The organism is Streptomyces sp. NPDC104814 (assembly GCF_055583185.1).
On sequence record NZ_JBVJOL010000008.1, the window covers coordinates 173,756 to 199,130 of the forward strand.

The window sequence follows — 25,375 nt, forward strand, 5'->3', positions numbered from 1 at the left end:
AGCCTCCAGATAACTGGAGGTACACGATGGGCTCACTGAAGGTCACTGTCTGTGCGGGCGCCGCGGTGCTCGCCGCGCTCACCCCGGCGGCGTACGCGGCGGACACAGGCGCGGTCTCGGTGTCCCCTTCCTCACCCGCCCCCGGCGCCGACGTCTCGCTGAGCGTGCGCGGCTGCGCCGCCCGCACCGCCACCGCCGTCTCCCCCGCGTTCGTCGTCGACGCCCACCTCGCCGCCGCCGACGGCACGCTCACCGGGGAGAGCAAGATCCGCTCCACCGCCACCCCCGGCGCGTACGACGTGAAGGTCACCTGCGGCGACCGCACGGTCACCGGCAAGGTCACCGTCGTGCGGAGCGGCGGGCACCCGAGCCCTCCCGCGCACGAACCGCCGGCGTCCGCCCCGGCCACCCCGATCGCCCCCGTCCACGCGGGCGGCGGCGGCACCGCGCGGCTCACCGCCGAGCGCACCGCGCGCATCGCCGCCGCCGACGCCCACGCCGAGGGGCCCGGCCTCGGGCACGCCGTCATGGGCCTGGTCCTCGCCGGTGTCGCCGCGACCGCGGTGGGGGTGCGGGGTGTGGCCCGCCGGAGCCGCAGGACCCACTGACCATGGCGGACATCGAACGCTCCTCCGGCACCGCGCGCCTGGTCATGGGCCTGGCCTGGGCGGTCCTGCTGCTGGGGCTCTGGCTGTGGGGGATGAAGGTCACCGACGTACGGCAGGGCATGTCCGCGCCGACCACCGGCGACATGGCCGCCGCCGGCCGCCCGCCGCTCCCCGAGCTGCCCCCGGCCGCCCGGCCCCTCAGGGGCGCCGCGCCGCAGCGCATCGACATCCCCGACCTGGGCGTGCAGGCACCGGTCGTGGGGCGCGGCCTGGACGCCCAGGGCGCCATCGACCCGCCGCCCTTCGACCAGGCGGCGGTGGTCGGCTGGTACGCGGGCGGTGCGGCACCGGGCGCGGCGGGGACCGCGCTGATGGTGGGGCACGTCGACACCGCGACGAAACCGGCCGTCTTCTACAGGCTGAGCACGCTCAGGCCGGGCCGCACCGTCCGTGTCGTGCGCGCCGACGGTCACGTCGCCGAGTTCACCGTCGACGACGTCGAGGTCCTGCCCCGCGACCACTTCGACGCCCGGCGCGCCTACGGCCCCCGTCAGCCGGGGCGCGCCGAGCTGCGGCTGATCACCTGCGGCGGCACCTTCGACAAGGCGAGCCGCAGCTACACGGCCAACGTGGTCGTCTCCGCCTATCTGACGGGCACCCGGCTGTAACAGCTCGCCGACCGTCCGCCCGGTGGACCTCGTGGGCGTCGCGGGTCGTATGCCAGGATTGAGCCCCGAGACGAGGCCACCCGAGGGGGAGTTGGATGTACCGCAAGAGGGGGGTGGCGGCAGCGCTGGGGGCGGCGCTGCTGATCGCCGGTTGTTCCTCCGGGAGCGGTGACGACAAGGAAGGCGCGGCGGCCGCGCAGATCACTCAGCAGCCCAAGGAGGCCGATCCGTTCTGGGTCAACCCGGACGGAACGGCGGCCCGGCAGGTCGCGGCCTATCTGAAGGACGACAGGCGGACGGAGGCCGACCAGATCCGCAAGATCGCCGAGCAGCCGACCGGCGAGTGGATCGGCCCGGAGAACCCCGAGGCCGAGGCGCGCGGCTTCACCGAGGCCGCCGACAAGGCCGGCCGCACCGCGCTGCTGGTGCTGTACGACATCCCGCACCGCGACTGCGGCCAGTACTCGCAGGGCGGCGCCGCCGACGGCGACACCTACCGCGCCTGGATCGACGGCGTGGCGAAGGGCATCGGCGACCGCGCGGCCACGGTGATCCTGGAACCGGACGCGGTGCTGCACTTGGTGGACGGCTGCACCCCGGACGAGTTCCACGAGGAGCGCTACGACCTGCTCAAGGGCGCGATCGCCAAGCTCAAGTCGCTGAGGAACACCAAGGTGTACCTGGACGCGGGCAACGCGGGCTGGGGCCATCCCGACCAGGTCGTCGAGCCGCTGAAGTGGGCGGGCGTCGACCGGGCCGACGGTTTCGCGGTCAACGTGTCCAACTTCTACTCCACCAAGGACTCGATCGCCTACGGCAGGCAGCTGTCGGCGAAGACCGGCGGCAAGCACTTCGTCGTCGACACCAGCCGCAACGGCAACGGCCCCTACACCGGCGGCGAGACGAACGAGCGCTGGTGCAACCCGCCGGGCCGGGCGCTGGGCGAGCCGCCGACGACGAAGACCGCCGACCCGCTGGTCGACGCCTACCTCTGGGTGAAGCGCCCCGGGGAGTCCGACGGGGAGTGCAAGGGCGGCCCGAAGGCGGGTCAGTGGTGGGCGGACTACGCCCTGAAGCTCGCCGAGGCATCCAAGTAGGAACGGCAGCACGAAGGGGCGCCCCCGGCAGCGGGGCGCCCCTTCGTCGTGCACGGTGGTCGAGACGCCCCCTAGGGGACGCGCACCCACTGCGCCGTGCTCGGCGTGCCCTGGTCGTCGTCCACGAACAGCATGTACCAGCCGGACGGGACGAGGTTGCGGTTCTTCGGGACCGTCACCGTCACCTTGTCGCCGGACACCGTGAAGTCCAGCGCGACCGAGCGCTGGTCGACGTCCGTGACGTGGGTCGACGCGCTCGGCCGGATCAGCCGGGCCTTCTTGATCGTGGCGGCGTGCTGCGAGGTGAACGTGCCCGAGGCGCCGCGCTCGATGGTCTGCGGGCCGCCGGACAGGTCGGGCCGCGCGTCCCGGTACAGATAGGGCGGCGTGTAGATCTCGATGCGCTGCTCGAACTTGCCCGGCTTGGTGTTGGCCTTGTCGCCGTAGAGCGAGTCGGAGCCGAAGAACATCACCCGGCCGTCGGGCAGCAGGATCGACCCGGAGTGGTAGTTGCGTCCGACCAGCGGATCGGCGACCGGCTTGAAGGCGTTGGCCTTCGGGTCGTAGAGCCGTGCCTGGAGGATGTTGGAGTCGCCGCGCCCGCGGTAGTCCTCCGAGCCGCCGGAGACCAGCACGCTGTCGTCCGGGAGGATCGAGGACTGCGGGTAGCGGGTGCCCTTCTCCAGCGTCGGGCCGTCCACGAACTTCGGGTCCTGCTGCTTCAGGTCCACGATCCGCGTCCGGTTGCTGGACAGCTTGGACTCGCCGACCCCGCCGCCGCCGATCACCATGTACTTCTCGTCCTGGGCCGGCGGCAGCAGCACCGTGCCGGACGTCTCCATCATGTTCGCGTCGCTCAGGCCCGGGATCTTGGTGAACTTGTTGGTGTCCACGTCCCAGACGCCCGGCTCACGCCCGACGTTGTCGGGTCCGTAGCCGGCGTTGGAGCCCGAGTAGAAGATCTTCCCGTTCTCCAGCAGGAACAGCGCCGGATAGGTGGGGAACTGACGGACCGACTTGGTGTAGGACCACGTCCTGGTCTTCGGGTCGAAGACCTCGTTCTTGCCCGGGACCAGCTGGCCGATGTCGTCGAGACCGGAGACGCTGAGGACCTTGCCGTCGCTCAGCGTGGTGAGCGTCGGGTACCAGCGGGCCTCGTTCATCGGGTCGACCTTGATGTATCTCTCGGCGACCGGGTCGAACTCGTAGGCGTCGCGGATGCCCTGGAAGTCCTTCTTGTCCAGGGCGAGCTTCTGCGCGATGCCGTAGGTGTTGCGGGCGTCGGCGCCGGACAGCCCCTGGATGCGGTAGTTGTCCTGGGTGCCGGTCTCGTACTTCTGCCCGCTGCGCTGCGCCTCGACATAGATACGGCCGAGCCCGGGGTCGTTGCGCAGGAACCTTCCGGCCTGGTCGAAGACCTTCTTCGCGCGGGGTACGAGCACCGGGTCCTTGGAGACGAAGGTCTTGCCGTTCTCCTTGCCGGTGAACCGGGTGCCCGCGGGCAGGGTGATCGGCTTGTCCGGGTTCTCGTTGTGGACGATCATCAGGCCGCCGGCCTTGGTGACGTCACCCTTGAGCTTCTCGTACCGCTTGGTACCGCCCGCGATGAGCAGGTTGCCGTTGGCCAGCTGGGTGTGGCCGGTGCAGAACAGGTCGCTCGGCGTGGGCACCTTCTTGATGGTGCCCTTGACCGGGTCCCAGATCCGGGTGTCGAACTTCTTGGCGTCGAAGTTCTCCTGGTTGTTGCCGGACCCGGCGACGAGCAGGATCTTGCCGGTGTGCAGCAGCGCCGCGTGAATGGTGTTCTGGCGGTACTCCTCGGGGAACTGGACGATGTCCCAGTGGCCGTTCTCCGCCTTGTACTCCGGCTTGTTGATCTTGTAGTCGTGGTACTTCGCGGTGCTGAAGCGGTACAGCCACGGGCCGTTCATCCCGGCCAGCGCGAGAACCACCGCCGTGCCTATCGCGAGTCGACGGGCGCGGCGGCGGCCGGCTCGGTCGTTCATTCCTTACGTCCCCCCAGCCCACCAAGGGCGATCTGCATGGTCTGGTCGTTGCCGGAGCCCGGCTCGGCCCACTGCGGGCGCGGGGCCGGGCCGTGCGGCGCGTACGGCACCGCGGCCGCGTGCGCGGGTGTCCCGTGCGCGGGTGTCCCGTGCCCCGGGGCCGGCGGGACCGCGTCCTGCGGTGCTCCCGCCGCGTGGGCGGCCCGCTTCTTCGCGGCCTGCCGCAGTTCATGGCGCCAGACGAAGATCGGCGCGGCGGTGATGAGCAGGGCGAACGTCGCCCAGATGATCATCGCCGGGTGTGAGTGCCCGAGGACGAGGCCCGCGGTGATGGAGCCGCCGAAGATGGCGATGAAGTACCAGTGGTAGCGGAAGGTGCCGAACCAGGTGTCCGGGCTCGCCGAGTCGCCCTTGGGCGTGACCACGAACTTGCTCTTGCGGCGCAGCAGGGAATCGATCAGCGCCTTGGCGTACAGGGGCGCCGACAGCGCGGACATCACCATGCCGGCCACACCGCCGGAGCCCTCGGGCTCGTGCGGGGAGACGTTGTGGCGCCGGTTCCAGATGTACAGACCGATCTGCAGCGCGGAGGCGTTGCCGTAGAGCATCAGCCACACGGTGGGGTCGATGTTCACACCCGAGGCGCCCAGACCCAGGAACAGGGCGCAGCTCAGGGCCGCGAGGATCCAGTTCAGGGCGGACATCGGATAGAAGATGATCATCATCGTGTAGTTGAAGAGACGGCCGGGCGGCAGTGTGCCCCAGCCCTTCCAGTACTGCTTGAGGATCGTCTCGTACGTGCCGCGCGACCAGCGCATCTGCTGGGTGAAGAAGTCCGTCCAGGCGGCCGGGCCCTCGCCGACGGCGAGCACGTCGGGGGTGTAGACGGACTTCCACTTGCGCCCGGTGACGGGGTTCTTGTGGCGGTGGATCTCGAACCCGGTGGCCATGTCCTCGGTGATCGAGTCGTACAGGCCGCCGATCTGCTTGAGCGCCCTGATGCGTACGGCGTTGGAGGTGCCGACGAACATCGGGGCGCCGTACTTGTTGCCGGCGCGCTGGATGAGCGCGTGGAAGAGGAACTGCTGCGACTCGGCGGCCTTGGTCACGAACGAGTCGTAGTTGCCGTACACCTGCGGGCCGATGACGAAGCCGACGTCCGGGTCGCGGAAGAAGCCGAGCATCCGCTCCAGGTAGTTCGGCAGCGGCACGTGGTCGGTGTCGACGGAGGCGAAGAAGTCGTAGTCGTCGCCGTGGGCGTCCAGCCAGGCGTTGTAGTTGCCGTGCTTGGTCTTCGCCCGGTGCGGGCCCTTGGCCTGGTTCCACTTCGCGACGCCCTTGCGGGAGAAGTGGTGCACGCCGAGCCGCTCGCACACGGCCTTGACGTCGGGGTCGTCGCCCTCGTCGAGCAGCCACACGTGCAGCAGGCCCCGGTGGCGCAGCCGGACGGCGGCCTCCAGGGTCTTGGTGACCATCTCCAGCGGCTCCTTGCCGGGCACGAAGGAGGTGAGGAAGGCGACCCGGGTGCCGGTCTCCGGCACGACCGGGACGGGATCGCGGGCGACGAGCGTGGCGTGCGCGTTGGACAGCACGTTCAGGCAGCGGAAGAACTCGATCAGGCCGATCGAGACCAGCATGACCACGTCGAGGGCCGGCAGGAAGTCGAAGGCCGGGTAGTCGCGTTCGGTCCAGTGTTCGGGCTGGAGCAGCCAGAAGAGCAGGACCAGGGAGAGTATGGGGGCCGCGGCCAGCATCAGGGCGACCCGGATGCGGTGCGGCTCCTGGGAGATCAGTGAGCGGTACTGAACGGTGTACGGCTTGTGCGGATCGGGCTGGGTGAGGGGCCCGGCCAGCCTGCTGTAGTGCTCGTAGTCGTATCTCGGCAGGTTTCTCTTGATCCGCCGGAAGGTTCCGGTGGTGCTCATCCGGTGCGCGGGCACCCTGAGCTGAGTGGTCTGTGACGGGTCGGAGCCGTGCCGGGCGCCCGTCGGCGTCGACGTCATGAGTCATCCCCCCACACGCAGGTCAGCGCGTGCTTGTTGGTTGCTTCACCCGCTTCGGTCCCCCTCGACCGTCACGGATGGTTCAGTGGCGGGCCGCTGTCCCCATGTGTCGTCCCAACCCTGTAGACATGGAAAGGCAGCGTTCCGGTTGCATGATGCCCCCTCGGCATCAGCAAGGTGAACGGGGCCCCCTTCTCCCCGCGACATCCGCGCAAAACGGCCCTCAGCCCCCCAAGTGCCGTGTATACGCGTCTTGTTGTCGTCCAGGGTTCTATGGGTTCGGCATGATCGCAAGACGCGAAACACGGTGTTTACCGGTCAAACGCGCTCATTGTGATGCCGGTGGGGGGCGTGGGGGAGCGCAGGGGCGCAGAACGAAACAAGACCCCCCGCCGAAGCGAGGGGTCTTGCTGTCGGTGCGCCGCCAGGGACTCGAACCCCGGACCCGCTGATTAAGAGTCAGCTGCTCTAACCAACTGAGCTAGCGGCGCCTGCTGACGTCGACAACTCTACAGGACGCCCAGGAGTGCCCCTGACCACCCGTGCCGTGTCCCTAATGTCATGAAATGGGAAAGTCGTACATCATTCGGACCGTCACCATGCGCTTCCGCAAGACCGTTGGGAAACTGATCAGCGTGTACAGCCCTGGACAAAACGGACCGGAGTGTGAGGCAGATCGCATGAACAGTCCGGTATTCGAGGAAATCGATCCTGCGAGCGACTGCGGCTGCCCCGGCTGTGCCCGGCTGCACCGGCCCGCCCCGCCGTCCTCCCCGACCCCCGGCCCGGCCGCCCACCGGGTGGTGATCGTCGCGGCCGCCGCCTCCACGGCGCTCGCCGCGAGCGGTGCCGCACCCGCCCTCGCGGCCCCGCAGGCTGCCGGCCGGCCCGGCGTTCCCGCAGGGGACGAGCCGCAGACCCCACAGGGCGGCAAGGCCCCGCTGCACGGGCCGGCCGGTGCTCCGGCGGCACCCGCCGCCCCGGTGAAGCTGCCGCCGATCAGCCGTACGGAGATCATCAACCGGGCGAAGGTGTGGGTGGCGGCCCAGGTGCCGTACAGCATGTACGCCTACTGGTCGGACGGGTACCGGCAGGACTGCTCGGGCTTCGTGTCGATGGCCTGGCACCTGCCCGGCAACGAGTGGACCGGCAGCCTCGGCCAGTTCGCCGACCGGATCACCAAGGAGGAGCTGCAGCCGGGGGACATCCTGCTCTTCCACAACACCGCCGACCCCGAACAGGGGTCCCATGTGGTGATCTTCGGCGGCTGGACGGACTACACGCACACCTACTACCTCGCCTACGAGCAGACCCGCCCCACCACCCGCCGCCAGGCGACCCCCTACCCGTACTGGAGCAACGCCACCAAGTACCTGCCCTACCGCTACAAGGGCGTCACCGAGGGCGCGGCCGGCGCCCCGGCGGGCAGCGGAGGCACCGAGAAGGACGCCACCGCGTTCCCCGGCGCGGGCTCCTTCGGTCCCGGCGCGGACAACGCCCACGTCACCCGGCTGGGTCAGCTGCTCGTCAAGCGGGGCGGTGCCCGCTTCTACAGCTCCGGCCCCGGGCCCGTGTGGACGGACGCCGACCGCAGGGCCACCCAGGCGTTCCAGCAGGCGCAGGGCTGGACCGGCGCGGACGCGGACGGGCTGCCGGGCCCCAGGACCTGGGCGCTGCTGGTCACCGGCACGGGCCGGGACATCCCGCCCCCGGGCGCCCCGGCACCGGCGACACCCCCACCGCCGGCCACCCCCGAGCCCCCGGGCAGGCCCGCACCGCCGGGGACCCCCGCGCCGCCGGCCCCGCCCAGCGCGCCGCCGCCCTTCCCCGGCGCCGGCGCCTTCCGCCCGGGCGCGAACAACGCCCAGGTCACCGCGCTCGGCCGGCAACTGGTGAAGAAGGGCTTCGGCAGGTTCTACACGTCCGGCCCCGGCCCGCGCTGGAGCGAGGCCGACCGCAGGGCCGTCGAGGCCTTCCAGCTCGCCCAGGGCTGGCGGGGCGCGGCCGCCGACGGCTACCCCGGCCCGGAGACCTGGCGACGGCTCTTCCGGTGACATCACCCATCCGCAGTGGTTGGAGGCACGCATTGAGTACGGCCACGACACCCGAGTCGGAAGGGAGCGCGGACGCCGCCGCGTCCCGCCCGCCCCGGCTGATCCAGAACGAGGCCACCACCGAGATCCCCGTCCACCTTCTCTTCCGGGACGACCCCGACCCGCAGCCGGTGCCGGTGCGCCCCACCGTCGTGGCACGCCGCCGGGGCACCGGTGAGCAGCCGCGCGTGCGCCGCCCGGCCCCGGCGGCGCCGCGCCCCGCCGCGCCGCAGGTCGATGCCGAGCTGGTGGAGCGGCGGGCGCGGGTGCTGCCCGGCGCGGTGGGCGTGCTCGCCGGGATGTGCGGGCTCGCCGGGTGCGCGGCCGCCACCTGGTGGGCGGGGCTGGTGCCGCCGCTCGCCGCGCGGGCGCTGCACCTGCCGGAGACGCCGGACGCCGGGCTCGGGCCGGCGCAGTGGGCGGTGTACGCGGGGGCGGGCGCGCTCGCCCTGTTCGGCTTCGGCGGGCTGGCGCGCGGACGGACCGGACGGGCCTGGGTGCTCGGGCTGTTCGGCCGCTACCGGGGCACCGTCCGGCGCACCGGACTGCTGTGGGTCAACCCGCTGCTGCTGCGCCGCGGCGTGGACGTACGGCTGCGGCACTGGCGCGGCGAGCCGATGCCGGCCGCCGACTCCAGCGGGGTCGCCCTGCGGGTGGTCGTGCTGGTGGTGTGGCGGGTGCGGGACACCGCGCGGGCCGCGCTCGGCCTGGAGGACCACGAGACGTTCCTGCGCGAGTGCGTCGAGGTGGCGCTCGCCCGGGTGCCGGTGGAGGTGCCCGGAACCGGGCACGCCCCGGCGGAGTCGACCGGGGACACGCTGACCCGGCTGGTCGCGGCGGACGTGGCGCCGGTCGGTCTGGAGGTGTTCTCGGTGCGGCCGCTGCGGGTGGAGTACGCCCCGGAGGTGGCCGCCGTGATGCAGCGCCGGCGGCTCGCCGTGCTGGAGGCCGAGCACCGGGCGCGCGTGATCGGCTCGGTCGTGGACTCGGTCGAGGACACGGTGACCCGGCTGACCGTGCGCGGCCTGGTGGCGCTGGACGACTACGAGCGCAAGGCACTGGTGAAGGACCTGACGGTGGCGTTCTGCGCCGGGCGCCAGGAGGGCTGAGGGAACGGGGGAGCCGGGCTCTGTGATTGGTCTGGACATGTTCAACGGGCGGCAATAACCTCGGACTTGGTCTAGACCTACCTGCACGGCTCACTGAACTCCCCACATCCCAGGAGCGGCAGCATGCGCACAAGGACCAAGCTCTACGCCGCCGTGGTGGGGCTGGCCACGACCGGAGCGATCGCGCTCTCCTCCGGCGGGGCCAGCAGCCACGGCTACACCGATCTGCCGGTCAGCCGGCAGAAGGTCTGCCAGCTCGGCACCGTCTCCGACTGCGGCGACATCCAGTGGGAGCCGCAGAGCGTGGAGGGCCCCAAGGGCTTCCCCGCCGCCGGACCGGCCGACGGCCGGCTGTGCTCGGGCGGCAACACACGCTTCGCCGAGCTGGACGGCCCGCGCACCCCGTCGGGCGGCGCCTGGCCCACCACCAAGGTGACCGGCGGTCAGAGCTACACCTTCCGCTGGCAGTTCACCGCGATGCACGCCACGACCGACTTCAAGTACTACGTCACCAAGCCGGGCTGGAACCAGGACCACAACCTCTCCCGGTCCGACCTCGACCTCACCCCGTTCCTCACCGTCCCCTACGGAGGCCGGCGCCCGCCGTCCACCCTGTCCCACAGCGGCACCCTGCCGAGCGGCCTCAGCGGCCACCACGTGATCCTCGCGGTCTGGACGATCGCGGACACGGGCAACGCGTTCTACGCCTGCTCGGACGTCACGTTCTGAGGCTTCCTTGAGCCACGGCCCCGGCCGGCGCGGGTAGGTTCCTCCCACGCCGGCCGATCGGGACCGGCGCGGGGTCTCGGGGGGCCGCAGCGGAAGTAGCGTTCTATGCCGTACCGCTGCTCATGATCACGGGGGCGGTCCACGGCGCGGTCAGGGTGCTCGGCCGCGCCCGGCGGATCAGCCGGACCTGGAGCGACGGCCTCACGGCCGAGGCGCGCTGTCTGCGGACGTACACGACGACCAGCGGCGGCGGGGACAGCGCGGTGCACACGCACCTGCACCATGTGTACGAGTTCGTCAGCCGTGACGGGCGCAGGATGCGCTTCGACGAGAGGGGCGGGCCCGGTACGACGCTCGTCGGCGACATCGTGACCGTGCGGTATCCGGCCGACCACCCCGAAGGGGCGACGGCCCTGCCGCCCGCGCCGGGGCGGCTCGCGACGGAAGCCGGCTGTCTGCTGTCCGTCCTCGGTGTGGTGGTCGTCGTCTGCGTGGGTTTCATGATCGCGGCGCACACCATGTTCTCCGTGGCCGGCGGCGCCCTGCCGTAACGCCGAAGGGCCCCTCGCTCTCGCGAGGGGCCCTTCGGTATCGTGCGCCGCCAGGGACTCGAACCCCGGACCCGCTGATTAAGAGTCAGCTGCTCTAACCAACTGAGCTAGCGGCGCATGACTCCCGCCGACCGCTTCACCAGGTGTTTCTCCCGGCCCGCGGGCGGCGACGAAGAAAATACTACCTGGTCCTCGGGGGTGCTCGTGACCACCCGGAGCGGCGGCCCGGCGGCCTAGATCGTCAGTGACAGCAGCAGGGGAGCGGCGCTGCGGTTGAGGGCGTCCGCCGCCGTGCGCAGCCGGTGCGCGTGCTCCACCGGCATCGACAGCGCCAGGCACCCCACCGAGGTGCCCGCGGTGATCGGCACGGCCGCGCAGACCGTGCCCACCGCGTACTCCTGCAGGTCGAGCACCGGAACCGTCGGTGGCTGCGCCTCCAGACGGGAGAGCAGCAGCTTGTCGCTGGTGATCGTGCGCGAGGTGAGACGGGCCATCTTGTGCCGGGAGAGATGGTCGCGGCGGCCGTTGTGGTCGAGCTGCGTCAGCAGGCTCTTGCCGACCGCGTGGGCGTGCGCGGACTCCCGGAAGTCCACCCACTCGTTGACCGGGGGAGCCCCGGGCCCGGCGGCGTACTGGGTGATCCGCACCTCGCCGTCCACGTACCGGCTGATGTAGACGGCGGCCCGCACCGAGTCGCGCAGCCGGTCGAGGGTGCGCTGGAGGTGGGCCCGCAGCGCCTCCTCCCGGCCCTGGGCGGAGCCGAGCCGGGCGAGCGCGTCACCGGCGGCATACGCGCCACCGGTGATCTGCTCGACGTATCCCTCCCGGCGCAGCATCCGCAGCAGCGGGGTCAGCCGCTCGGTGGTCAGGCCCGTGCGGCGGGCTATCTGGGCGTCGGTGACGCCGGCGGTGTGCCGGGCCACGGTCTCCAGCACGCGCAAGGCGTCCTGTGCCGCGTGGTACGGCGCGGTCGGCTCGTTCATCAGCGCCACGGTGTCTCCCCCTGCGGTCGCTTTCAGGCCGTGATCCAGAACCTGGACCCCCTCCACCATAACGGGCAAGCGCCCTGCAGGGAGAGGGTGTTGGCGAGATTGCACCGCTCTCAACTGGGGCAACGACCCTCCGGCATATGTCCGGGTCATGACCCAGTGCGGAGACCTGGGGTGTTGGCACGCACACGGCGCGTAGTCGCGGCACGGGTCACAGTACGGCGCTCAGGAATTCCCGCGTGCGCTCCTGCTCCGGGTCGTTGAAGATCTTCTCCGGCGGCCCCGCCTCCACGATCCGGCCCGCGTCGAACATCAGCACCTGGTCCGAGATGTCCCGCGCGAAGTTCATCTCGTGGGTCACGCACAGCATCGTGATGTCCGTGCTGCGCGCGATGTCACGCAGCAGGTCCAGCACCCCGGCCACCAGCTCCGGGTCCAGCGCGGACGTCACCTCGTCCAGCAGCAGCACCTTCGGCCGCATCGCCAGCGCACGCGCGATCGCCACCCGCTGCTGCTGCCCGCCGGACAGCCGCGTCGGGCGCGCGTCGCACTTGTCGGCCAGGCCCACCAGATCCAGCAGCTCCCGGGCGCGCGCCTCCGCCTCGTCCTTCGACAGGCCGAGCACGGTGACCGGCGCCTCGGTGATGTTCCTCAGCACGCTCATGTTCGGGAACAGATTGAACTGCTGGAAGACCATGCCGATCTTCTTGCGGACCTCACGGCACTGCCGCTCGCCCGCCGGGAACAGCTGCTCCCCGTCGACGGTGATCACGCCCTCGTCGGGCTTGGTGAGCGTCATCAGCAGTCTCAGGATCGTCGTCTTGCCGGAACCGGACGGTCCGATCAGCGTGACGTGCTTGCCGGCGTCCACGGAGAAGTCCAGGTGGTCCAGGACGGTGTTGTCCCCGTACCGCTTGGTGACCTGCTCCAGACGCACCAGCGGACCGAGGTCGGCGGGCGTGGCGGTCGGCTGCTTGCTGGTGTCAACGGACAAGGCGTCGCTCCAGGGTGCGAAGGAGAAGGGAGGCCAGATAGGAGATGACGATGAACGCGGCACCGATCACCGTCAGCGGCTCGGTGAACCGGAAGTGCTGCTGCGAGTACAGCCGCGCCTGACCGAGCATCTCCAGCACGGTGATCACCATCAGCATCGGCGTGTCCTTGAGCATGGCGATCACGTAGTTGCCCAGCGCGGGCACCACGCGGCGCACCGCCTGCGGCAGGATCACCGCCGTCCAGGTCCGGCGCACCGGCAGGCTGAGCGCGGTCGCCGCCTCCCACTGCCCGGGCGGCACCGCCTCGATCCCGGCCCGGTAGACCTGCATGGTGTACGTCGAGTAGTGCAGGCCGATCGCGACGACACCGGTGGTCATCGCCGACATCGTCACGCCCCACTCGGGCAGCACGTAGAAGAGGAAGAACAGCTGCACCAGCAGTGGGGTGTCCCGCACGAACTCCGTGACCACCCCGACCGGCCAGCGCACCCACCGCGTCGGCGTGCGCATCAGCAGCGCCCACACCAGGCCCAGCGCGAACGAGATCAGCGAGCCGAGCACCAGCGCCTGCACGGTCACCAGCAGGCCGTCCCGGAAGTGCGGCATGAAGCCGCTGACGGCATTCCAGTCCCAGGTCACGCGACACCAGCTCCCTCAGGCACCCGCACCGGGTCCGCCTTCTTCTCCGGTGCCCGGCCGACCCCGGCCTTCAGCCGCCTCTCCAGCCCCCGCATCCCGCGGGTGAGCAGGAACGCGATCACGAAGTAGATCAGCAGCACATACGTGTAGATCTCCGCGCTCTCCTGCAACGCGAGGCGGACCAGGTTGCCGTTGAAGGCCAGGTCGCCCATGCCCATCACCGACACCAGCGCGGTGCCCTTGAGCAGCTCGACCAGCAGGTTGCTGAACGGCGGGATCATCTCCGGGACCGCCTGCGGCAGCAGGATCTTGCGCATCCGCTGCCCCGGTGTGAAGCCCAGCGCGATGCCGCCCTCGCGCTGTGCCGGATCGACGGCCTTCAGCGCGCCGCGCACGATCTCCGCACCGTACGCGCCATAGGTGAGACCGAGTGCCAGCGTGCCCGCCCACAGCGGCACCAGCTGCCAGCCGAAGGCCGGCGGCAGCACGAAGAACACCCAGAAGATCATCACCAGCGCGGAGGTGCCGCGGAAGACCTCCGTGTAGAAGCCGGCCAGGAAACGGACGATCCACAGCCGGTGGGTTCGGGCGACACCGACGGTGAACGCCACCGCCGCGCCCAGCAGCGCGCTGCACACCAGCAGCTGGAGCGTGACCCACACGCCCTTGAGTACGAGTTCCCACAGTCCCGAGGTCATCCGCCGCACAGCTCCTTCGCGGTCAGATCGGTCATCTCGGCCCGGGTGAAGCCGAACGGCGCCAGGATGCGCAGCAGTTCGCCGCTCTTCTTCAGCCGGTGCAGCTCGGCGTTGAAGGCGTCCCGCAGCGTGGTCTCGGTCGGACGGAACGCGAAGGCGCCGCCGTCGACATGCGGCTTGCCCTTCACCAGCGGCGCGAACGGCTCGGTCGCCTCCGCCTTGGACGACCTCTTCACCACGTCACGGGTGGTCACGGCGGTCCCCGCGAACACGTCCACGCGGCCGGCCTCCACCGCGTTCAGCCCCGCCACCTGGTCCGGGACGATCAGGATGTCGCTCTCCCGGTAACCCGCCTCGACCGCGTACTGGATCTCCGCATAACCGGTGCCGGTCGCGAACCTGGCCTTCTTCGCGACGACGTCCCGGTAGGTGTGCAGACCCTTGGGATTTCCCTTGCGGACGATGAAGGAATCGAGCATCTGATAGTCGGGATCGGCGAAGATCACCTGCGCGCAGCGCTCGGGATTGACATACATGCCGGCGGCCACGACATCGAACTGCTGGGAATTCAGCCCGGGTATGAGCGAACCGAACTCGGTCGGTACGGGCTGCACCCTGTCCACCCCGAGCCGCTTGAAGATCACCTTGGCCAGTTCCGGTGCCTCACCGGTGAGTTCACCGTTCTTGTCGATGTATCCGAAGGGAATCTCACCGGCGATCCCGAGCCGTACGACGCCCTGCGCGCGCAGCCGGTCGAGCAGGTCACCGCCCTTCCTCGTGGACGCGGTCGCCACCCGTGAGCAGCCCGCGGCACCCAGTGCGCCGACCGCCGCCACCCCCGCGAGCAGCGACCGGCGAGTGGGTCCGGTTGTGTGTGCGCCATGTCTTGCATGACCGTGTGGTGGAGCCATGGCGGCGCTGCTACCCAACTGAACCCGAGGCATGCACCATGGATTTCATGGCGGATCGCTACCTCGAAGTGTCCCTGGTCAAGCGTCAGATCCACTGCACGGCGAAGCTGCTGGACGACCGCGCGCCCCTCACCTGCGCCACGGTGTGGAACGCGCTGCCGCTGGCCGGCGACGTCTACCACGCCAAATACGCCCGCAACGAGATCTACGCGCTTTTCCCACCCTTTGCCGCGACCGAACCACCCCTGGAAAACCCGACGGTCACCCCGATTCCCGGAGATCTCTGCTATTTCTCCTTCGCGGGCGCCGAACTGGGCACCAACGCCTACGGCTACGACCGTGAGGTCCGCGCCGGCACCACCGTCGTCGACCTCGCCCTGTTCTACGAACGCAACAACCTGCTGCTGAACGGCGACGTGGGCTGGGTGCCCGGCATCGTCTGGGGCCAGGTCGTCGACGGCCTGGACGCCATGGCCGAGGCGTGCAACGACCTGTGGCGCACGGGCGCGGCGGGAGAGACGCTCAGCTTCCGCCGCGCCTGACAGCCGCCCGCTCAGGGGGTCGTGGCGCCCGCCTCGTACAGGGCGTGCGCGGCCCGCAGCACCAGGTCGTCACGGTGCCGGGCGGCCACGATCTGCAGGCCCACCGGCAGCCCGTCGGCGTCCGTGCCCACCGGGACGGACGCGGCGGGCTGCTGGGTCAGGTTGAACGGATAGGTGAACGGCGTCCACCCCGTCCAGCGCCTCATCCCCGAGCCGCCCGGCACCTCCGCGCCCGCCTCGAACGCCGTCAGCGGCACGGCCGGCGTCAGCAGCAGGTCGTACGCCTCGTGGAAGCGGCCCATGCGCCGCCCGAGGTCCATCCGCACGTCCACCGCGGCCAGGTACTCCAGCGCCGACAGCCGAGCCCCGGCCGCGCAGACCTCCCGCAGCCCCGGATCCAGCAGCTCCCGCTGACGCGGCCTCAGCTGCTGCGCCACCCGGGCCGCCCCCGCGAACCACAGCGTCTCGAACGCGTCCACCGGGTCGGCCACGTCCGGGTCGGCCTCCTCGACGTACGCGCCGAGCCCCGCCAGCCGCTCCACCGCGTGCCGCACCGCCGACGCGACCGCCGGCTGCACCGCGACCTGCCCGCCCAGCGACGGCGAGTACGCCACCCGCAGCCCGCGCACCCCCTCGCCGAGCACCTCCCTGTACGACAGCCCGGCCGGGCCCAGCGCCGACCAGTCCCGGGTGTCCGGAGCGCCGATCACGTCCAGCGCGAGCGCCGCGTCCGCCGCGGTACGGGTCATCGGGCCGACGTGCGACAGCGTGCCGTAGGCGCTCGCCGGGTACAACGGCACCCGGCCGTACGTCGGCTTCAGAGCGAAGATCCCGCAGAACGCCGCCGGGATGCGCACGCTGCCACCGCCGTCCGTGCCCAGCGACAGCGGGCCCGCGCCGAGCGCCACCGCGGCCGCGCTGCCGCCGCTGGAACCGCCGGCCGTACGGGACGGGTCGTGCGGGTTGCGGGTGATCCCGGACAGCGGCGAGTCCGTCACGCCCTTCCAGCCGAACTCCGGTGTGGTCGTCTTGCCGACGAACACCGCCCCGTGCTCACGCAGCCGGGCCACCGAGGGCGCGTCCTCCTCCCACGTCCCCGCCGGGTCGATCGTGCGCGAGCCGCGCAGGGTGGGGTGGCCGCGCAGCAGCAGGATGTCCTTGACGGTCACCGGCACCCCGTCCAGCAGCCCGGCAGGCTCCCCGCGCCGCCACCGCCCGGCCGACGCCCGCGCCTGCTCCAGCGCCTCCTCGGGCAGCAGCCGCACGAACGCGTTCACCTGCGGCTGGATCCGCTCGGCCCGTTCCAGCACCGCCCGGGTCGCCTCGACGGGATCGAACTCGCCCTTGCGGTAGCCCTCGACGAGCTCGGTCGCGGTCAGGTCGGTGAGTTCCGTCATGCACAGCCTCCCAGGGGCGTCGGTGAGGGGGACGTCAGTGGCCGGGGACGTATCCGCGCTGCTTGTCGACGACGTTGAGCAGCGGCCGCCCCGCCGCCCAGCGCTCGTACAAATCCACGAACTGCGCGCCCAGTTCGTCGCGCCAGCCGATCGTGTCCCCGCTCATGTGCGGCGAGACGATCAGGTCCCGCGCCCGCCACAGCGGGCTGCCGGCGGGCAGCGGCTCGTGCGCGAACACATCCAGCGCGGCGCCCGCGATCCAGCGTTTGGCCAGCGCCTCGGCGAGGGCCTCCTCGTCCACCAGCGGCCCGCGGCCGACGTTCACGAAACACGCCGACGGCTGCATCATGCCGAAGCGGCGCGCGTCGAACATGCCCCGGGTCTGCTCCGTCAGCGGCGCCGCGCAGATCACCCAGTCGGCGCGGGAGAGCAGGCGGTCGAGATCGCCGGGGCCGTGGACGCCGGTGCGCGGGGTGCGGCCCACGAGCGCGGTGGTGACGCCGAGCGCCTTCAGCAGCCGTGCGATCGCCCGCCCGATCGGCCCGGAGCCGACCACGCACGCACGCGTGCCCGCCACCCGCCGGGACTCCCGGTGCCGCCACTCGCCCTCCTGCTGCAGCCGGAGCGTCCGCGGCAGATCCTTGGCCATCGCCAGCACCAGGGCGGCGACGTACTCGGCGATCGGCTGGTCGAAGACACCGCGGGCGTTCGTCACGACGGTGTCCGACTGCGCGAGCTGCGGGCACATCAGATGGTCGACGCCCGCGCTCGCCGTGTGCACCCAGCGCGGCCGCGCCCCCTCGCCGGGCCAGGCGTCCCGTACGGCGGTGGAGGTGAAGTCCCACACCAGCAGCACGTCCGCCGCGGGCAGCCGCGCGGCGAGGCCGGCGGCGTCGGTGTGCACGATCCGCGCCCGGCCGGTGAGACGGCCCAGGCGGGGCGGGGGGTCGGCGTCGAGGACGAGGAGCGTGGGCGGGGCGGTGGTCATGCAGGGGCCGTTTCTCCGGGGACCGGGCGATGATCTGGCGTCTGACATGCGCGGATTGACCACGCTCGCACCGGAACCTACCGTCGTCAACAGGGCCACGCGTACGATCCGTTGCCCTGTCGTCTCCCACCGTGAGGCGGTGCCTGTCATGGAGGCCATGTTTCTGGGCGGCCCCCGCCCGCAGCGCGGTGTCGGTGTCGTCGCGCCCTTCGACTTCGCGCTCGACCGGGAGTTGTGGCGCTGGACGCCGGACGAGGTGTCGCTGCACCTGACCCGCACGCCGTACGTGCCGGTCGAGGTCAGCCTCGATCTCGCCCGGCTGGTCAGCGAGCACGAGACGCTCACCGACGCCGTGCGGACCCTGATCGCCGTGCATCCGGAGGTCGTCGCCTACGCCTGCACCTCCGGCAGCTTCGTCGGCGGGATCACCGGGGAACGCGCCATGTGCGAAGCGATGACCGGGGCGGGCGCGGTGCCGTCCGTGACCACGTCCGGGGCGCTGCTGGAGGCGCTCGCCGAGCTCGGTGTGCGCCGGGTGGCGCTGGTGACGCCGTACACGGTGTCGGTGACCCGGTCACTGCGGGCGTACGTCGCGCAGGCCGGGATCGTGGTCACCGGGTGCGTGTACATGGGGCTGACCCGGCACATCTGGAAGGTGCCGTACCGGGACGTCGTGGAGATGGCCCGGCGAGCCGTCCGCACACCGGGGGCGGACGGGGGGCCGCAGGCGCTGTTCCTGTCCTGCACCAACCTGCCGACGTACGACGTCATCCCGCAGCTGGAGGCGGAGCTGCGGATCCCGGTGATCTCGGCCAACCAAGTCACGATGTGGGCGGCCCTGCGTCGGCTGGGTACCCGCGCGGTGGGGCCGTACCAGGCGCTGACCGACCTCTCGGCGCGCGCCTGGCCCCCCGTACTGCCGGACGGACCGCAGGAACAGCAGGAAGGGCGAACATGACCGCACTCGGATTCCTCTACCCGGGTCACTCGGCCGAGGACGACTATCCGCGCATCGAGCAGCTCCTGGGCAGTGACATCCGGGTGGACGTCGTCCACACGGACATCGGCGAGGACGCGCACCGCGTCGACGCGCTGCTGCGGATGGGCGCGGCGGAGCGGCTGGCGCCGGGCGTGGAGGAGCTGCGGCTGGCCGGGGTCGAGTCGGTGGTGTGGGCGTGCACCAGCGCCAGCTTCGTCTACGGCTGGGAGGGCGCCCACGAGCAGGTGCGCGCGCTGGCCCGGGCGGCCGGGATGCCGGCCTCCTCGACGTCCTTCGGCTTCGTGAACGCGGTACGGGAGATCGGGGTGGGCACGGTAGCCGTCGGTGCGACGTACCCCGACGACGTGGCGGAGCTGTTCGCCGGCTTCCTGCGGGCGGCCGGCGTGGAGGTCACCGGGGTGCGCAGCTCGGGGATCGTCACGGCGGCGGAGGTCGGCACCTGGGGCGAGGCGGAGGTGCTGGCGCTGGCCCGGGCCGCGGACCACCCCGACGCGCAGGCGGTACTCCTGCCGGACACGGCCCTGCACACGGCGGCCCACGTACCGGCCCTGGAGAAGGAACTGGGCAAACCGGTCCTCACGGCGAACCAGGTCACGGTCTGGGAGGGCCTGCGCCTGACCGACCGCCGAGTCAACGCTCCCGCTCTGGGCTCCCTGTTCCTCCGCGAACCCCTGATCCAGGCGTAACGGCTCCACCGGTCACGGGCCCCCCGGAGCGAGGCGGATCCCACCGGGACTCCGCCCCGGACCCCGGGGGCCCGCCGCCGGGCCCCACCCGCCCCGGCCCGCGCGCCGCAGGCGTGACCGCAGCGGCCACCGGACGGTGACGGGCCGCCGCAGGCGCAAAAGGGGCGCGGGGAACTGCGCGACCAGCCACGACGCAACCCGCACAGGCCGCCGCAGGCAACACCTCCCACCCCGGTGGCCTCACAACGCCCCCGCGGGGAGCACACCCCCCGGAGGGAATAACCGGAGACCCCCTCCTGTTAGCCCAGCGGCAGCGAGACCGTAGCGAACCCGTACCCCCAGGAGGACCCACCGTGGCCGTATCCGAACCCGCCGGCGACGAGATTCGGGCCGTGGCCAAGGGGAGCGCGCCCGTCGCGCTGTCCGTGTTGGACCTGGTCACCGTAGGCGCCGGCCGCACCGCGTCCGACGCGTTGCGGACCAGCGTGGAGCTGGTGCGGCTCGCCGAGGCGCGCGGGTTCCACCGGTACTGGGTCGCCGAGCACCACTCGATGCCCGGCGTCGCCTCCTCCTCGCCCGCGGTGATCCTCGCCCACCTCGCCGCCCACACCGACCGCATCCGGCTCGGCTCGGGCGGCGTCATGCTGCCCAACCACGCGCCCCTCGTCATCGCGGAGCAGTTCGGCACGCTGGAGGCCATGGCGCCGGGGCGCATCGACCTCGGGCTCGGCCGGGCCCCCGGCACGGACGGGGCGACCGCGGCGGCCCTGCGCCGCACCGATCGCCTCAACGAGGGCGCCGACGACTTCCCGCAGCAGCTCGCCGAGCTGACCCGGTTCCTCGACGACGACTTCCCCGACGGGCACCCGTACCGCAGGATCCACGCGGTGCCGGGCCCCGTCCAGGCCACTTCGCCCGGCGGGGTGCAGTCGCCGCACCGGCCGCCGGTCTGGCTGCTCGGCTCCTCCGGCTTCAGCGCCCGCCTCGCCGGCATGCTCGGCCTGCCGTTCGCCTTCGCGCACCACTTCTCCGCGCAGAACACCGTCCCGGCCCTCGACCTGTACCGCGAGTCCTTCCGGGCGTCCGACGTCCTCGACGAGCCCTACGCCCTGATCGGCGTGGCCGCGCTCGCCACCGAGGACGAGCGGGAGGCCCGGCGCCAGGTGCGGGCCGCCGCGCTGAACATGATCCGGCTGCGCACCGGACGGCCGGGGCTCGTGCCCACGCCGGAGGAGGCCGAGGCGTACGAGTTCAGCCCGATGGAGGAGGAGTTCGTCACCTCCTGGAACGCCAACGTCGTCCACGGCACCCCCGACGCGGTGCGCTCCGGGCTCGACGATCTGCAGAAGCGCACCGGTGCCGACGAGTTGATGATCACCGGCAACGCGCACAGCGGGGATGTGCGGGTGCGGTCGTACGAACTGATCGCCGACGCCTACGGTTTGCCGACCACGTCCGGCTGAACCCCCGGCGTCGCCAGCAGCGCGGAGATACGATCCGGCGGCACCGGGCGGGAGTACAGCCACCCCTGCCCGGTGTCGCAGCCGATGAGGCGGAGACGGTCGGCCTGCGCCGAGGTCTCCACGCACTCGGCGGTGACCGTGAGCCCGAGCCGGTGCGCGAGCTGGATCATCGCCTCGACGATCACCTCGTCCGCGGGGCTCGGATGCGCGGCCGGGTCGTCGTAGCGGAAGCCGCGGACGAAGGAGCCGTCGAGCTTGAGGACCTTCACCGGCAGCCGGGACAGGTACGCCAGGTTCGAGTAGCCGGTGCCGAAGTCGTCGATGGCGATCTGCACGCCCATGTCGCTGAGCGCCTTCAGCGTCTGCAGCGGGCGGCCCGCCGAGCCCATCACCGCCGACTCCGTCAGCTCCAGTTGCAGCAGATGCGGCGCGAGCCCCGTCTCGGTCAGCGTCCGCGCCACATCCGCCACCAGGTCGGAGTCCCACACCTGACGGACCGCCACATTGACGCTGACGAACAGCGGCGGCTCGTCGGGGTTCTCCAGCTGCCAGCGCCGGGCCTGCCGACAGGCGGTGGCGAGGATCCAGCGGCCGAGCGGGACGATCGAACCGTCCTCCTCCGCCAGCCCGACGAACCGATTCGGCGGCAGCAGCCCGAACTGCGGATGGTTCCAGCGGACCAGCGCCTCCACCCCGTGCAGCCGGCCGTCCGCCATGCCCACCAGCGGCTGGTAGTCGAGCACGAACTCCCCGCGTTCGATGGCCGGCCGGAGCGTGGAGGCGAGTGCCTGACGGGTCATCAGATGCGCGTTGCGCTCGGGGTCGAACAGCGTCCAGCGGTCCTTGCCGTCCGCCTTTGCCCAGTACAGCGTCGTGTCCGCCGCCTGCATCAGCCCGGTGGCCGTCGTCCCCGCCGCCTGCCGTTCCACCACACCGATCGACGCCGAGACCGACAGCCGCTGCCCCGCCAGGTCGAAGGGCTCCTGCAGCGCCTTCAGTGCCGACTCGGCGAGGTCCGCGAGCTGCTCGGTGCCGGTCGAGTCCTCCACCAGCAGCGCGAACTCGTCGCCGCCCAGGCGCGCGACCAGCGGCACACTGGTACGGCCGTGGCCGGCCGCGTCGGCACAGCGGGTCAGGCGCTCGGCGACGGCGGCGAGCAACCGGTCGCCGACGCGGTGGCCGAGGGTGTCGTTGACCGCCTTGAACCCGTCCAGGTCGAGGTAGCACAGGCCGATCCGGCCGGTCCCGCCCGTCTCGTACGTCTCCGCCTCCAGCGCGGCCGACTCCAGTGCCGCCGACAGCCGTTCGAAGAACAGGGTGCGGTTGGGCAGCCGGGTCACCGGGTCGTGCATCTGCAAGTGCCGTAGCTGTGCCTGGAGTTCACGCCGGGCGCTGATGTCGGCGACCGACAGCAGTGCGCCCTCCTCGCCGGCCGGCAGCGGGGAGACGGTGACCTGCGCCCACAGGGAGTGGCCGTCGGGGTGCTTGAGCCGGCGCGTGCAGCGCAGCCGGTCGCGGCGGCCGGCGAGCACCTCGCGGTAGGCGGTGCGGGTGCCGGTGTCGGAGGCGAGGTCGAGCAGGTCCGACGCGAGCCGCCCGGTGAGGCCGGCCCGGTCGCCGCCGAGCAGTTCCCCGAGGGTGTCGTTGGCCTCGACGACCAGGCCCGCGCGGTCGACGACGGCCATGGCCAGCGGGGCGGCCGTGAAGGCGGAGCGGTACGGCGGCTCGGCACGGGCAGGGGTGGCGCTGTCACTCTCTGTCACGACTGACCCGTCGGCATCTGCCGCAGGTGTCGACCCTTCGGACGTTCCGCTCACCGCTCGCTCCCGCAGTGCACTCGATCGCTGTCCGCGCAGGAAAGTGTGCCGATCATAGAGGCTGGCCCCGGGCGGTACCAGCCATGGCCCGTTCCCGTGCGGCCCGCGCGGGCCCCCCGACCGAGTGGCGGATCGTTTCTGTTCGCAGGTGGGCGGCCTGCGCAGCCCTCCGACCGAATGTGACGTTCCGTGAACGCTTCGGGGGTGTCGCCCTGACGGACGCTCACTCGTCCGGGTCAGATAAACAGGGCATACGACAATGAATCCCACCAGGCTGGGTGCGGCGTCCCGTGAACCGCACCCGGAGGTCCCCTTGTCGCGTCAGCTCGCCCTGCGAAGACTGGGCCGAAGAACCCGCAGGGGCCTCAAGTCGGCGCTGGAGCCGCCCCGGCTGCGCAGCACCGCGGCCGTGTTCACCACCATGTCCGCGCTCGCCGCGACCTCCCTGCTCGGCGCCCCGTCGGTCGCCGAGCCCTTCTCCACCGAGCCCTGCACCCTCCAGCGCACCGACGCCCACCACTCCGAGGGCGTGGACACCTGGAACGCCGCCTACCCGCGGCCCGTCCGCGCCCTGAACGCGGTGATGGTCTTCCTGTCGTTCCCCGACGCCGCCCCGCTGACCACCCCCGCCGAGCTGACCGCCGACCACTTCCCGGCCACCAGCGACTACTTCCGCCGCGCCTCCTACGGCCGCTTCACCCTGACCGCCCACCCGATGCGGCACTGGATCCGCATGCCCCGGCCGTCCACGGCGTACCGCATACAGCGTGACTGGAGCGCCGGCCTGCGCGCCCTGTACCTGCGCGACGCGCTCAGGGCCGCCGACGACCAGGTCGACTTCTCCCGCTACGACATCGTGTACTTCGTCGCCGACCCGGACGCCCCCGGCGTCGACTCCGACGCCACCAAGGTCGTCAACCTCGACACCCCGCTCCGGGCGGACGGCACGGACATCCGCCGGGTGGTGACGGTCTTCGAGCGGCACCCACCGGACCGTCTGGTGCTCGCCCACGAGACCGGGCACGTCTTCGACCTGCCCGACCTCTACCACCGCCCGGCCGACGGCAAGGGCGACTGGGACACCTACGTCGGCGACTGGGACATGATGGGCAGCCAGTTCGGCCTCGCCCCGGACCTCTTCGGCTGGCACAAGTGGAAGCTCGGCTGGCTGGACCCGCGGCAGGTGGTGTGCGTGCAGCGCCCGACCCGGCTCACCCTCGAACCGCTCGGCGCCGGACCCGGCGTGCCCGTCCCCGGCGCCGCGGGCGCTCCCGCCTTCGGCCTGGGCGACGGCACCAAGCTCGCCGTCGTGCGCACCGGGCCCGACAGCGCGCTCGCCTTCGAGGCGCGCGGCCCCGTCGGCAACGACAGCGGGGCCTGCCGGGCGGGGGTGCTCGTGTACCGGGTGCACAGCGCCACCGAGTCGGGGCGCGGGCCCATCGAGGTGATCGACGCCCACCCGCACACCGAGGCCTGCTGGGAGGACTCCGTCTACCCGGCCCTCGCCGACGCCCCGGTCTCCCTCGGTGAGAGCTTCACGGTCCCCGGGGACGGCGTACGGGTCGAGGTGGAGGACCGCACCCCGTCGGGGGCGTGGACGGTGACGATCACACCGGGGGCGCCACGGTGACGGGCCCGGATGCTTGACCGTCCGGGCGCGCGTCCTGGCGTACGCCCGGGAACAGAAGAAAGCCCCTCGCTCTCGCGAGGGGCTTTCTTGTCGTGTGCGCCGCCAGGGACTCGAACCCCGGACCCGCTGATTAAGAGTCAGCTGCTCTAACCAACTGAGCTAGCGGCGCCTGCTGACGTCGTAGACCTTAGCATCCTGGTCGGCGGGAGGTGAAATCGAAATCCGCACCGCCGTGCGGGCCGCCCGCACCGCCGCCCACAGCAGGATTTCGGGGCCCGGAAGCCAGGGGTGACGGGTGTCGGGGGCGACCAGCCAGCGGGTCGCGGCGGTGCCCGGCGCGGCCGCGGACACCGGCGGCACGGTCACCGCGTCTCCGGCCCCGTGGCAGATCAGCGGCGGAATCCCGTCGGTACGGCCGGTGCGGCCGCTGCCCGACCCCCACTCCTCCCACTCCAGCAGCGACGGCAGCCGCTGGGCGGTGCCGGGCGCGGCGAAGAGCAGCATCCGGCCCCGGAAGACGGCCACCGGGCCGGAGCCCGGTCCCTCGTCCCAGAGCCGGTCGAGCATGCGCCGCCCGAACAGCGCGGGCGCGCTGATCACGTCGAAGGCGGTGCCGCAGGGCAGGACGACCGGGGCGTCCGGCTGCTCCTCCCACAGGGCGAGGGTGCTGCGCGGGTAGGTGCCTGCGGAGGCCAGCCAGCCGGCACCGTCATGGGTGACATGACACGTACTGCTCATGTCCCCAGGTCTACCGCG

The 25,375-nt window shown here is 71.8% G+C and carries 23 protein-coding genes and 3 tRNA genes; 12 read left to right on the forward strand and 14 right to left on the reverse strand.

Annotated features, from left to right (window positions below; genetic code table 11):
• Window positions 1-26: 26 nt before the first annotated feature.
• The 3 genes from ACZ64A_RS25635 to ACZ64A_RS25645 all read left to right on the forward strand — a co-directional run bounded on the left by ACZ64A_RS25635 (window position 27) and on the right by ACZ64A_RS25645 (window position 2,373).
• Complete coding sequence (locus tag ACZ64A_RS25635; protein ID WP_469813433.1) at window positions 27-608, forward strand: hypothetical protein; 582 nt, start codon at window positions 27-29, stop codon at window positions 606-608.
• A gap of 2 nt (window positions 609-610) precedes the next feature.
• Complete coding sequence (locus ACZ64A_RS25640; protein WP_469813434.1) at window positions 611-1,276, forward strand: class F sortase; 666 nt, start codon at window positions 611-613, stop codon at window positions 1,274-1,276.
• Window positions 1,277-1,371: 95 nt separating this feature from the next.
• The gene (locus ACZ64A_RS25645) at window positions 1,372-2,373 is read left to right on the forward strand and encodes a glycoside hydrolase family 6 protein (protein WP_469813436.1); all 1,002 of its coding nucleotides are present in this window, start codon (window positions 1,372-1,374) and stop codon (window positions 2,371-2,373) included.
• Between the two features lie 71 nt (window positions 2,374-2,444).
• Here the strand turns inward: ACZ64A_RS25645 and glxA are convergent, their stop codons facing one another.
• From glxA to ACZ64A_RS25660, 3 genes are all read right to left on the reverse strand, one after another.
• Window positions 2,445-4,379, reverse strand: coding sequence for a radical copper oxidase GlxA (gene glxA, locus ACZ64A_RS25650; RefSeq protein WP_469813438.1), 1,935 nt, complete (start codon window positions 4,377-4,379; stop codon window positions 2,445-2,447).
• The gene (locus ACZ64A_RS25655) at window positions 4,376-6,382 is read right to left on the reverse strand and encodes a glycosyltransferase family 2 protein (protein ID WP_469813440.1); all 2,007 of its coding nucleotides are present in this window, start codon (window positions 6,380-6,382) and stop codon (window positions 4,376-4,378) included. The genes glxA and ACZ64A_RS25655 overlap by 4 nt, the downstream gene beginning before the upstream one ends.
• A 417-nt stretch (window positions 6,383-6,799) precedes the next feature.
• A tRNA-Lys gene (locus ACZ64A_RS25660) sits at window positions 6,800-6,873 on the reverse strand.
• A gap of 189 nt (window positions 6,874-7,062) precedes the next feature.
• Here ACZ64A_RS25660 and ACZ64A_RS25665 point away from each other — a divergent pair.
• The 4 genes from ACZ64A_RS25665 to ACZ64A_RS25680 all read left to right on the forward strand — a co-directional run bounded on the left by ACZ64A_RS25665 (window position 7,063) and on the right by ACZ64A_RS25680 (window position 10,864).
• The gene (locus tag ACZ64A_RS25665; protein WP_469813442.1) at window positions 7,063-8,436 is read left to right on the forward strand and encodes a peptidoglycan-binding protein; all 1,374 of its coding nucleotides are present in this window, start codon (window positions 7,063-7,065) and stop codon (window positions 8,434-8,436) included.
• Window positions 8,437-8,468: 32 nt separating this feature from the next.
• Window positions 8,469-9,584: an SPFH domain-containing protein gene (locus ACZ64A_RS25670; RefSeq protein WP_469813444.1), complete on the forward strand. Its 1,116-nt coding sequence runs from the start codon at window positions 8,469-8,471 to the stop codon at window positions 9,582-9,584.
• A 123-nt stretch (window positions 9,585-9,707) separates the two neighbouring features.
• Window positions 9,708-10,313: a lytic polysaccharide monooxygenase auxiliary activity family 9 protein gene (locus tag ACZ64A_RS25675; protein WP_469813445.1), complete on the forward strand. Its 606-nt coding sequence runs from the start codon at window positions 9,708-9,710 to the stop codon at window positions 10,311-10,313.
• Window positions 10,314-10,435: 122 nt separating this feature from the next.
• Complete coding sequence (locus tag ACZ64A_RS25680) at window positions 10,436-10,864, forward strand: DUF3592 domain-containing protein (RefSeq protein WP_469813446.1); 429 nt, start codon at window positions 10,436-10,438, stop codon at window positions 10,862-10,864.
• A gap of 43 nt (window positions 10,865-10,907) precedes the next feature.
• Here the strand turns inward: ACZ64A_RS25680 and ACZ64A_RS25685 are convergent.
• The 6 genes from ACZ64A_RS25685 to ehuB all read right to left on the reverse strand — a co-directional run bounded on the left by ACZ64A_RS25685 (window position 10,908) and on the right by ehuB (window position 15,096).
• A tRNA-Lys gene (locus ACZ64A_RS25685) sits at window positions 10,908-10,981 on the reverse strand.
• Window positions 10,982-11,097: 116 nt separating this feature from the next.
• The gene (locus tag ACZ64A_RS25690; RefSeq protein ID WP_469813447.1) at window positions 11,098-11,856 is read right to left on the reverse strand and encodes an IclR family transcriptional regulator; all 759 of its coding nucleotides are present in this window, start codon (window positions 11,854-11,856) and stop codon (window positions 11,098-11,100) included.
• A gap of 208 nt (window positions 11,857-12,064) precedes the next feature.
• Window positions 12,065-12,847: an ectoine/hydroxyectoine ABC transporter ATP-binding protein EhuA gene (gene ehuA, locus ACZ64A_RS25695; RefSeq protein ID WP_469813449.1), complete on the reverse strand. Its 783-nt coding sequence runs from the start codon at window positions 12,845-12,847 to the stop codon at window positions 12,065-12,067.
• Window positions 12,837-13,487 (reverse strand): ectoine/hydroxyectoine ABC transporter permease subunit EhuD, encoded by a 651-nt coding sequence (ehuD, locus tag ACZ64A_RS25700; RefSeq protein ID WP_469813451.1) that lies wholly within the window; start codon window positions 13,485-13,487, stop codon window positions 12,837-12,839. Before ehuD ends, ehuA begins: the two co-directional genes overlap by 11 nt.
• Window positions 13,484-14,185, reverse strand: coding sequence for an ectoine/hydroxyectoine ABC transporter permease subunit EhuC (gene ehuC, locus ACZ64A_RS25705; RefSeq protein WP_469813453.1), 702 nt, complete (start codon window positions 14,183-14,185; stop codon window positions 13,484-13,486). The genes ehuD and ehuC overlap by 4 nt, the downstream gene beginning before the upstream one ends.
• Window positions 14,182-15,096 carry an ectoine/hydroxyectoine ABC transporter substrate-binding protein EhuB gene (gene ehuB / locus ACZ64A_RS25710; RefSeq protein ID WP_469813454.1) on the reverse strand — a complete coding sequence of 305 codons (915 nt, stop codon included), beginning with the start codon at window positions 15,094-15,096 and terminating at the stop codon, window positions 14,182-14,184. The genes ehuC and ehuB overlap by 4 nt, the downstream gene beginning before the upstream one ends.
• Window positions 15,097-15,143: 47 nt before the next feature.
• Between ehuB and ACZ64A_RS25715 the strand changes: the two genes are divergently transcribed.
• Window positions 15,144-15,638 (forward strand): DUF3830 family protein, encoded by a 495-nt coding sequence (locus ACZ64A_RS25715; RefSeq protein WP_469813456.1) that lies wholly within the window; start codon window positions 15,144-15,146, stop codon window positions 15,636-15,638.
• 11 nt (window positions 15,639-15,649) lie between these two features.
• On the opposite strand, the gene ACZ64A_RS25720 is transcribed toward ACZ64A_RS25715, so the two are convergent.
• Both ACZ64A_RS25720 and ACZ64A_RS25725 read right to left on the reverse strand, forming a co-directional pair.
• Window positions 15,650-17,035 carry an amidase gene (locus ACZ64A_RS25720; protein WP_469813457.1) on the reverse strand — a complete coding sequence of 462 codons (1,386 nt, stop codon included), beginning with the start codon at window positions 17,033-17,035 and terminating at the stop codon, window positions 15,650-15,652.
• Window positions 17,036-17,069: 34 nt separating this feature from the next.
• On the reverse strand, window positions 17,070-18,023 hold the full coding sequence (locus tag ACZ64A_RS25725; protein WP_469813459.1) for a D-2-hydroxyacid dehydrogenase: 954 nt from the start codon (window positions 18,021-18,023) through the stop codon (window positions 17,070-17,072).
• 148 nt (window positions 18,024-18,171) lie between these two features.
• On the opposite strand from ACZ64A_RS25725, the gene ACZ64A_RS25730 reads away from it, so the two are divergent.
• The 3 genes from ACZ64A_RS25730 (at window position 18,172) to ACZ64A_RS25740 (ending at window position 21,172) form a co-directional block, all read left to right on the forward strand.
• Window positions 18,172-18,981, forward strand: coding sequence for a maleate cis-trans isomerase family protein (locus ACZ64A_RS25730; RefSeq protein ID WP_469813461.1), 810 nt, complete (start codon window positions 18,172-18,174; stop codon window positions 18,979-18,981).
• A complete protein-coding gene (locus tag ACZ64A_RS25735) occupies window positions 18,978-19,709 on the forward strand; it encodes a maleate cis-trans isomerase family protein (RefSeq protein ID WP_469813462.1) in 732 nt (243 codons plus the stop codon). Before ACZ64A_RS25730 ends, ACZ64A_RS25735 begins: the two co-directional genes overlap by 4 nt.
• Window positions 19,710-20,062: 353 nt before the next feature.
• A complete protein-coding gene (locus tag ACZ64A_RS25740; RefSeq protein WP_469813464.1) occupies window positions 20,063-21,172 on the forward strand; it encodes an LLM class flavin-dependent oxidoreductase in 1,110 nt (369 codons plus the stop codon).
• On the opposite strand, the gene ACZ64A_RS25745 is transcribed toward ACZ64A_RS25740, so the two are convergent.
• On the reverse strand, window positions 21,145-22,989 hold the full coding sequence (locus ACZ64A_RS25745; protein WP_469813465.1) for a putative bifunctional diguanylate cyclase/phosphodiesterase: 1,845 nt from the start codon (window positions 22,987-22,989) through the stop codon (window positions 21,145-21,147). The genes ACZ64A_RS25740 and ACZ64A_RS25745 overlap by 28 nt on opposite strands.
• Before the next feature lie 313 nt (window positions 22,990-23,302).
• Here ACZ64A_RS25745 and ACZ64A_RS25750 point away from each other — a divergent pair, with 313 nt between their 5' ends.
• Window positions 23,303-24,619 (forward strand): M6 family metalloprotease domain-containing protein, encoded by a 1,317-nt coding sequence (locus ACZ64A_RS25750; RefSeq protein ID WP_469813466.1) that lies wholly within the window; start codon window positions 23,303-23,305, stop codon window positions 24,617-24,619.
• Between the two features lie 95 nt (window positions 24,620-24,714).
• Here ACZ64A_RS25750 and ACZ64A_RS25755 read toward each other — a convergent pair.
• Window positions 24,715-24,788, reverse strand: a tRNA-Lys gene (locus tag ACZ64A_RS25755).
• Window positions 24,779-25,357 (reverse strand): bifunctional DNA primase/polymerase, encoded by a 579-nt coding sequence (locus ACZ64A_RS25760; RefSeq protein WP_469813468.1) that lies wholly within the window; start codon window positions 25,355-25,357, stop codon window positions 24,779-24,781. The genes ACZ64A_RS25755 and ACZ64A_RS25760 overlap by 10 nt, the downstream gene beginning before the upstream one ends.
• Window positions 25,358-25,375: the final 18 nt, after the last annotated feature.

Excerpts from the sequence above, each read along its gene's own strand:
- ACZ64A_RS25635 (WP_469813433.1), top strand. The coding sequence starts at position 27 with ATGGGCTCACTGAAGGTCACTGTCTGTGCGGGCGCCGCGGTGCTCGCC.
- ACZ64A_RS25640 (WP_469813434.1), top strand. The coding sequence starts at position 611 with ATGGCGGACATCGAACGCTCCTCCGGCACCGCGCGCCTGGTCATGGGC.
- ACZ64A_RS25645 (WP_469813436.1), top strand. The coding sequence starts at position 1,372 with ATGTACCGCAAGAGGGGGGTGGCGGCAGCGCTGGGGGCGGCGCTGCTG.
- glxA (WP_469813438.1), bottom strand. The coding sequence starts at position 4,379 with ATGAACGACCGAGCCGGCCGCCGCCGCGCCCGTCGACTCGCGATAGGC.
- ACZ64A_RS25655 (WP_469813440.1), bottom strand. The coding sequence starts at position 6,382 with ATGACGTCGACGCCGACGGGCGCCCGGCACGGCTCCGACCCGTCACAG.
- ACZ64A_RS25665 (WP_469813442.1), top strand. The coding sequence starts at position 7,063 with ATGAACAGTCCGGTATTCGAGGAAATCGATCCTGCGAGCGACTGCGGC.
- ACZ64A_RS25675 (WP_469813445.1), top strand. The coding sequence starts at position 9,708 with ATGCGCACAAGGACCAAGCTCTACGCCGCCGTGGTGGGGCTGGCCACG.
- ACZ64A_RS25680 (WP_469813446.1), top strand. The coding sequence starts at position 10,436 with ATGATCACGGGGGCGGTCCACGGCGCGGTCAGGGTGCTCGGCCGCGCC.
- ehuC (WP_469813453.1), bottom strand. The coding sequence starts at position 14,185 with ATGACCTCGGGACTGTGGGAACTCGTACTCAAGGGCGTGTGGGTCACG.
- ehuB (WP_469813454.1), bottom strand. The coding sequence starts at position 15,096 with ATGGCTCCACCACACGGTCATGCAAGACATGGCGCACACACAACCGGA.
- ACZ64A_RS25715 (WP_469813456.1), top strand. The coding sequence starts at position 15,144 with ATGGCGGATCGCTACCTCGAAGTGTCCCTGGTCAAGCGTCAGATCCAC.
- ACZ64A_RS25720 (WP_469813457.1), bottom strand. The coding sequence starts at position 17,035 with ATGACGGAACTCACCGACCTGACCGCGACCGAGCTCGTCGAGGGCTAC.
- ACZ64A_RS25725 (WP_469813459.1), bottom strand. The coding sequence starts at position 18,023 with ATGACCACCGCCCCGCCCACGCTCCTCGTCCTCGACGCCGACCCCCCG.
- ACZ64A_RS25730 (WP_469813461.1), top strand. The coding sequence starts at position 18,172 with ATGGAGGCCATGTTTCTGGGCGGCCCCCGCCCGCAGCGCGGTGTCGGT.
- ACZ64A_RS25735 (WP_469813462.1), top strand. The coding sequence starts at position 18,978 with ATGACCGCACTCGGATTCCTCTACCCGGGTCACTCGGCCGAGGACGAC.
- ACZ64A_RS25760 (WP_469813468.1), bottom strand. The coding sequence starts at position 25,357 with ATGAGCAGTACGTGTCATGTCACCCATGACGGTGCCGGCTGGCTGGCC.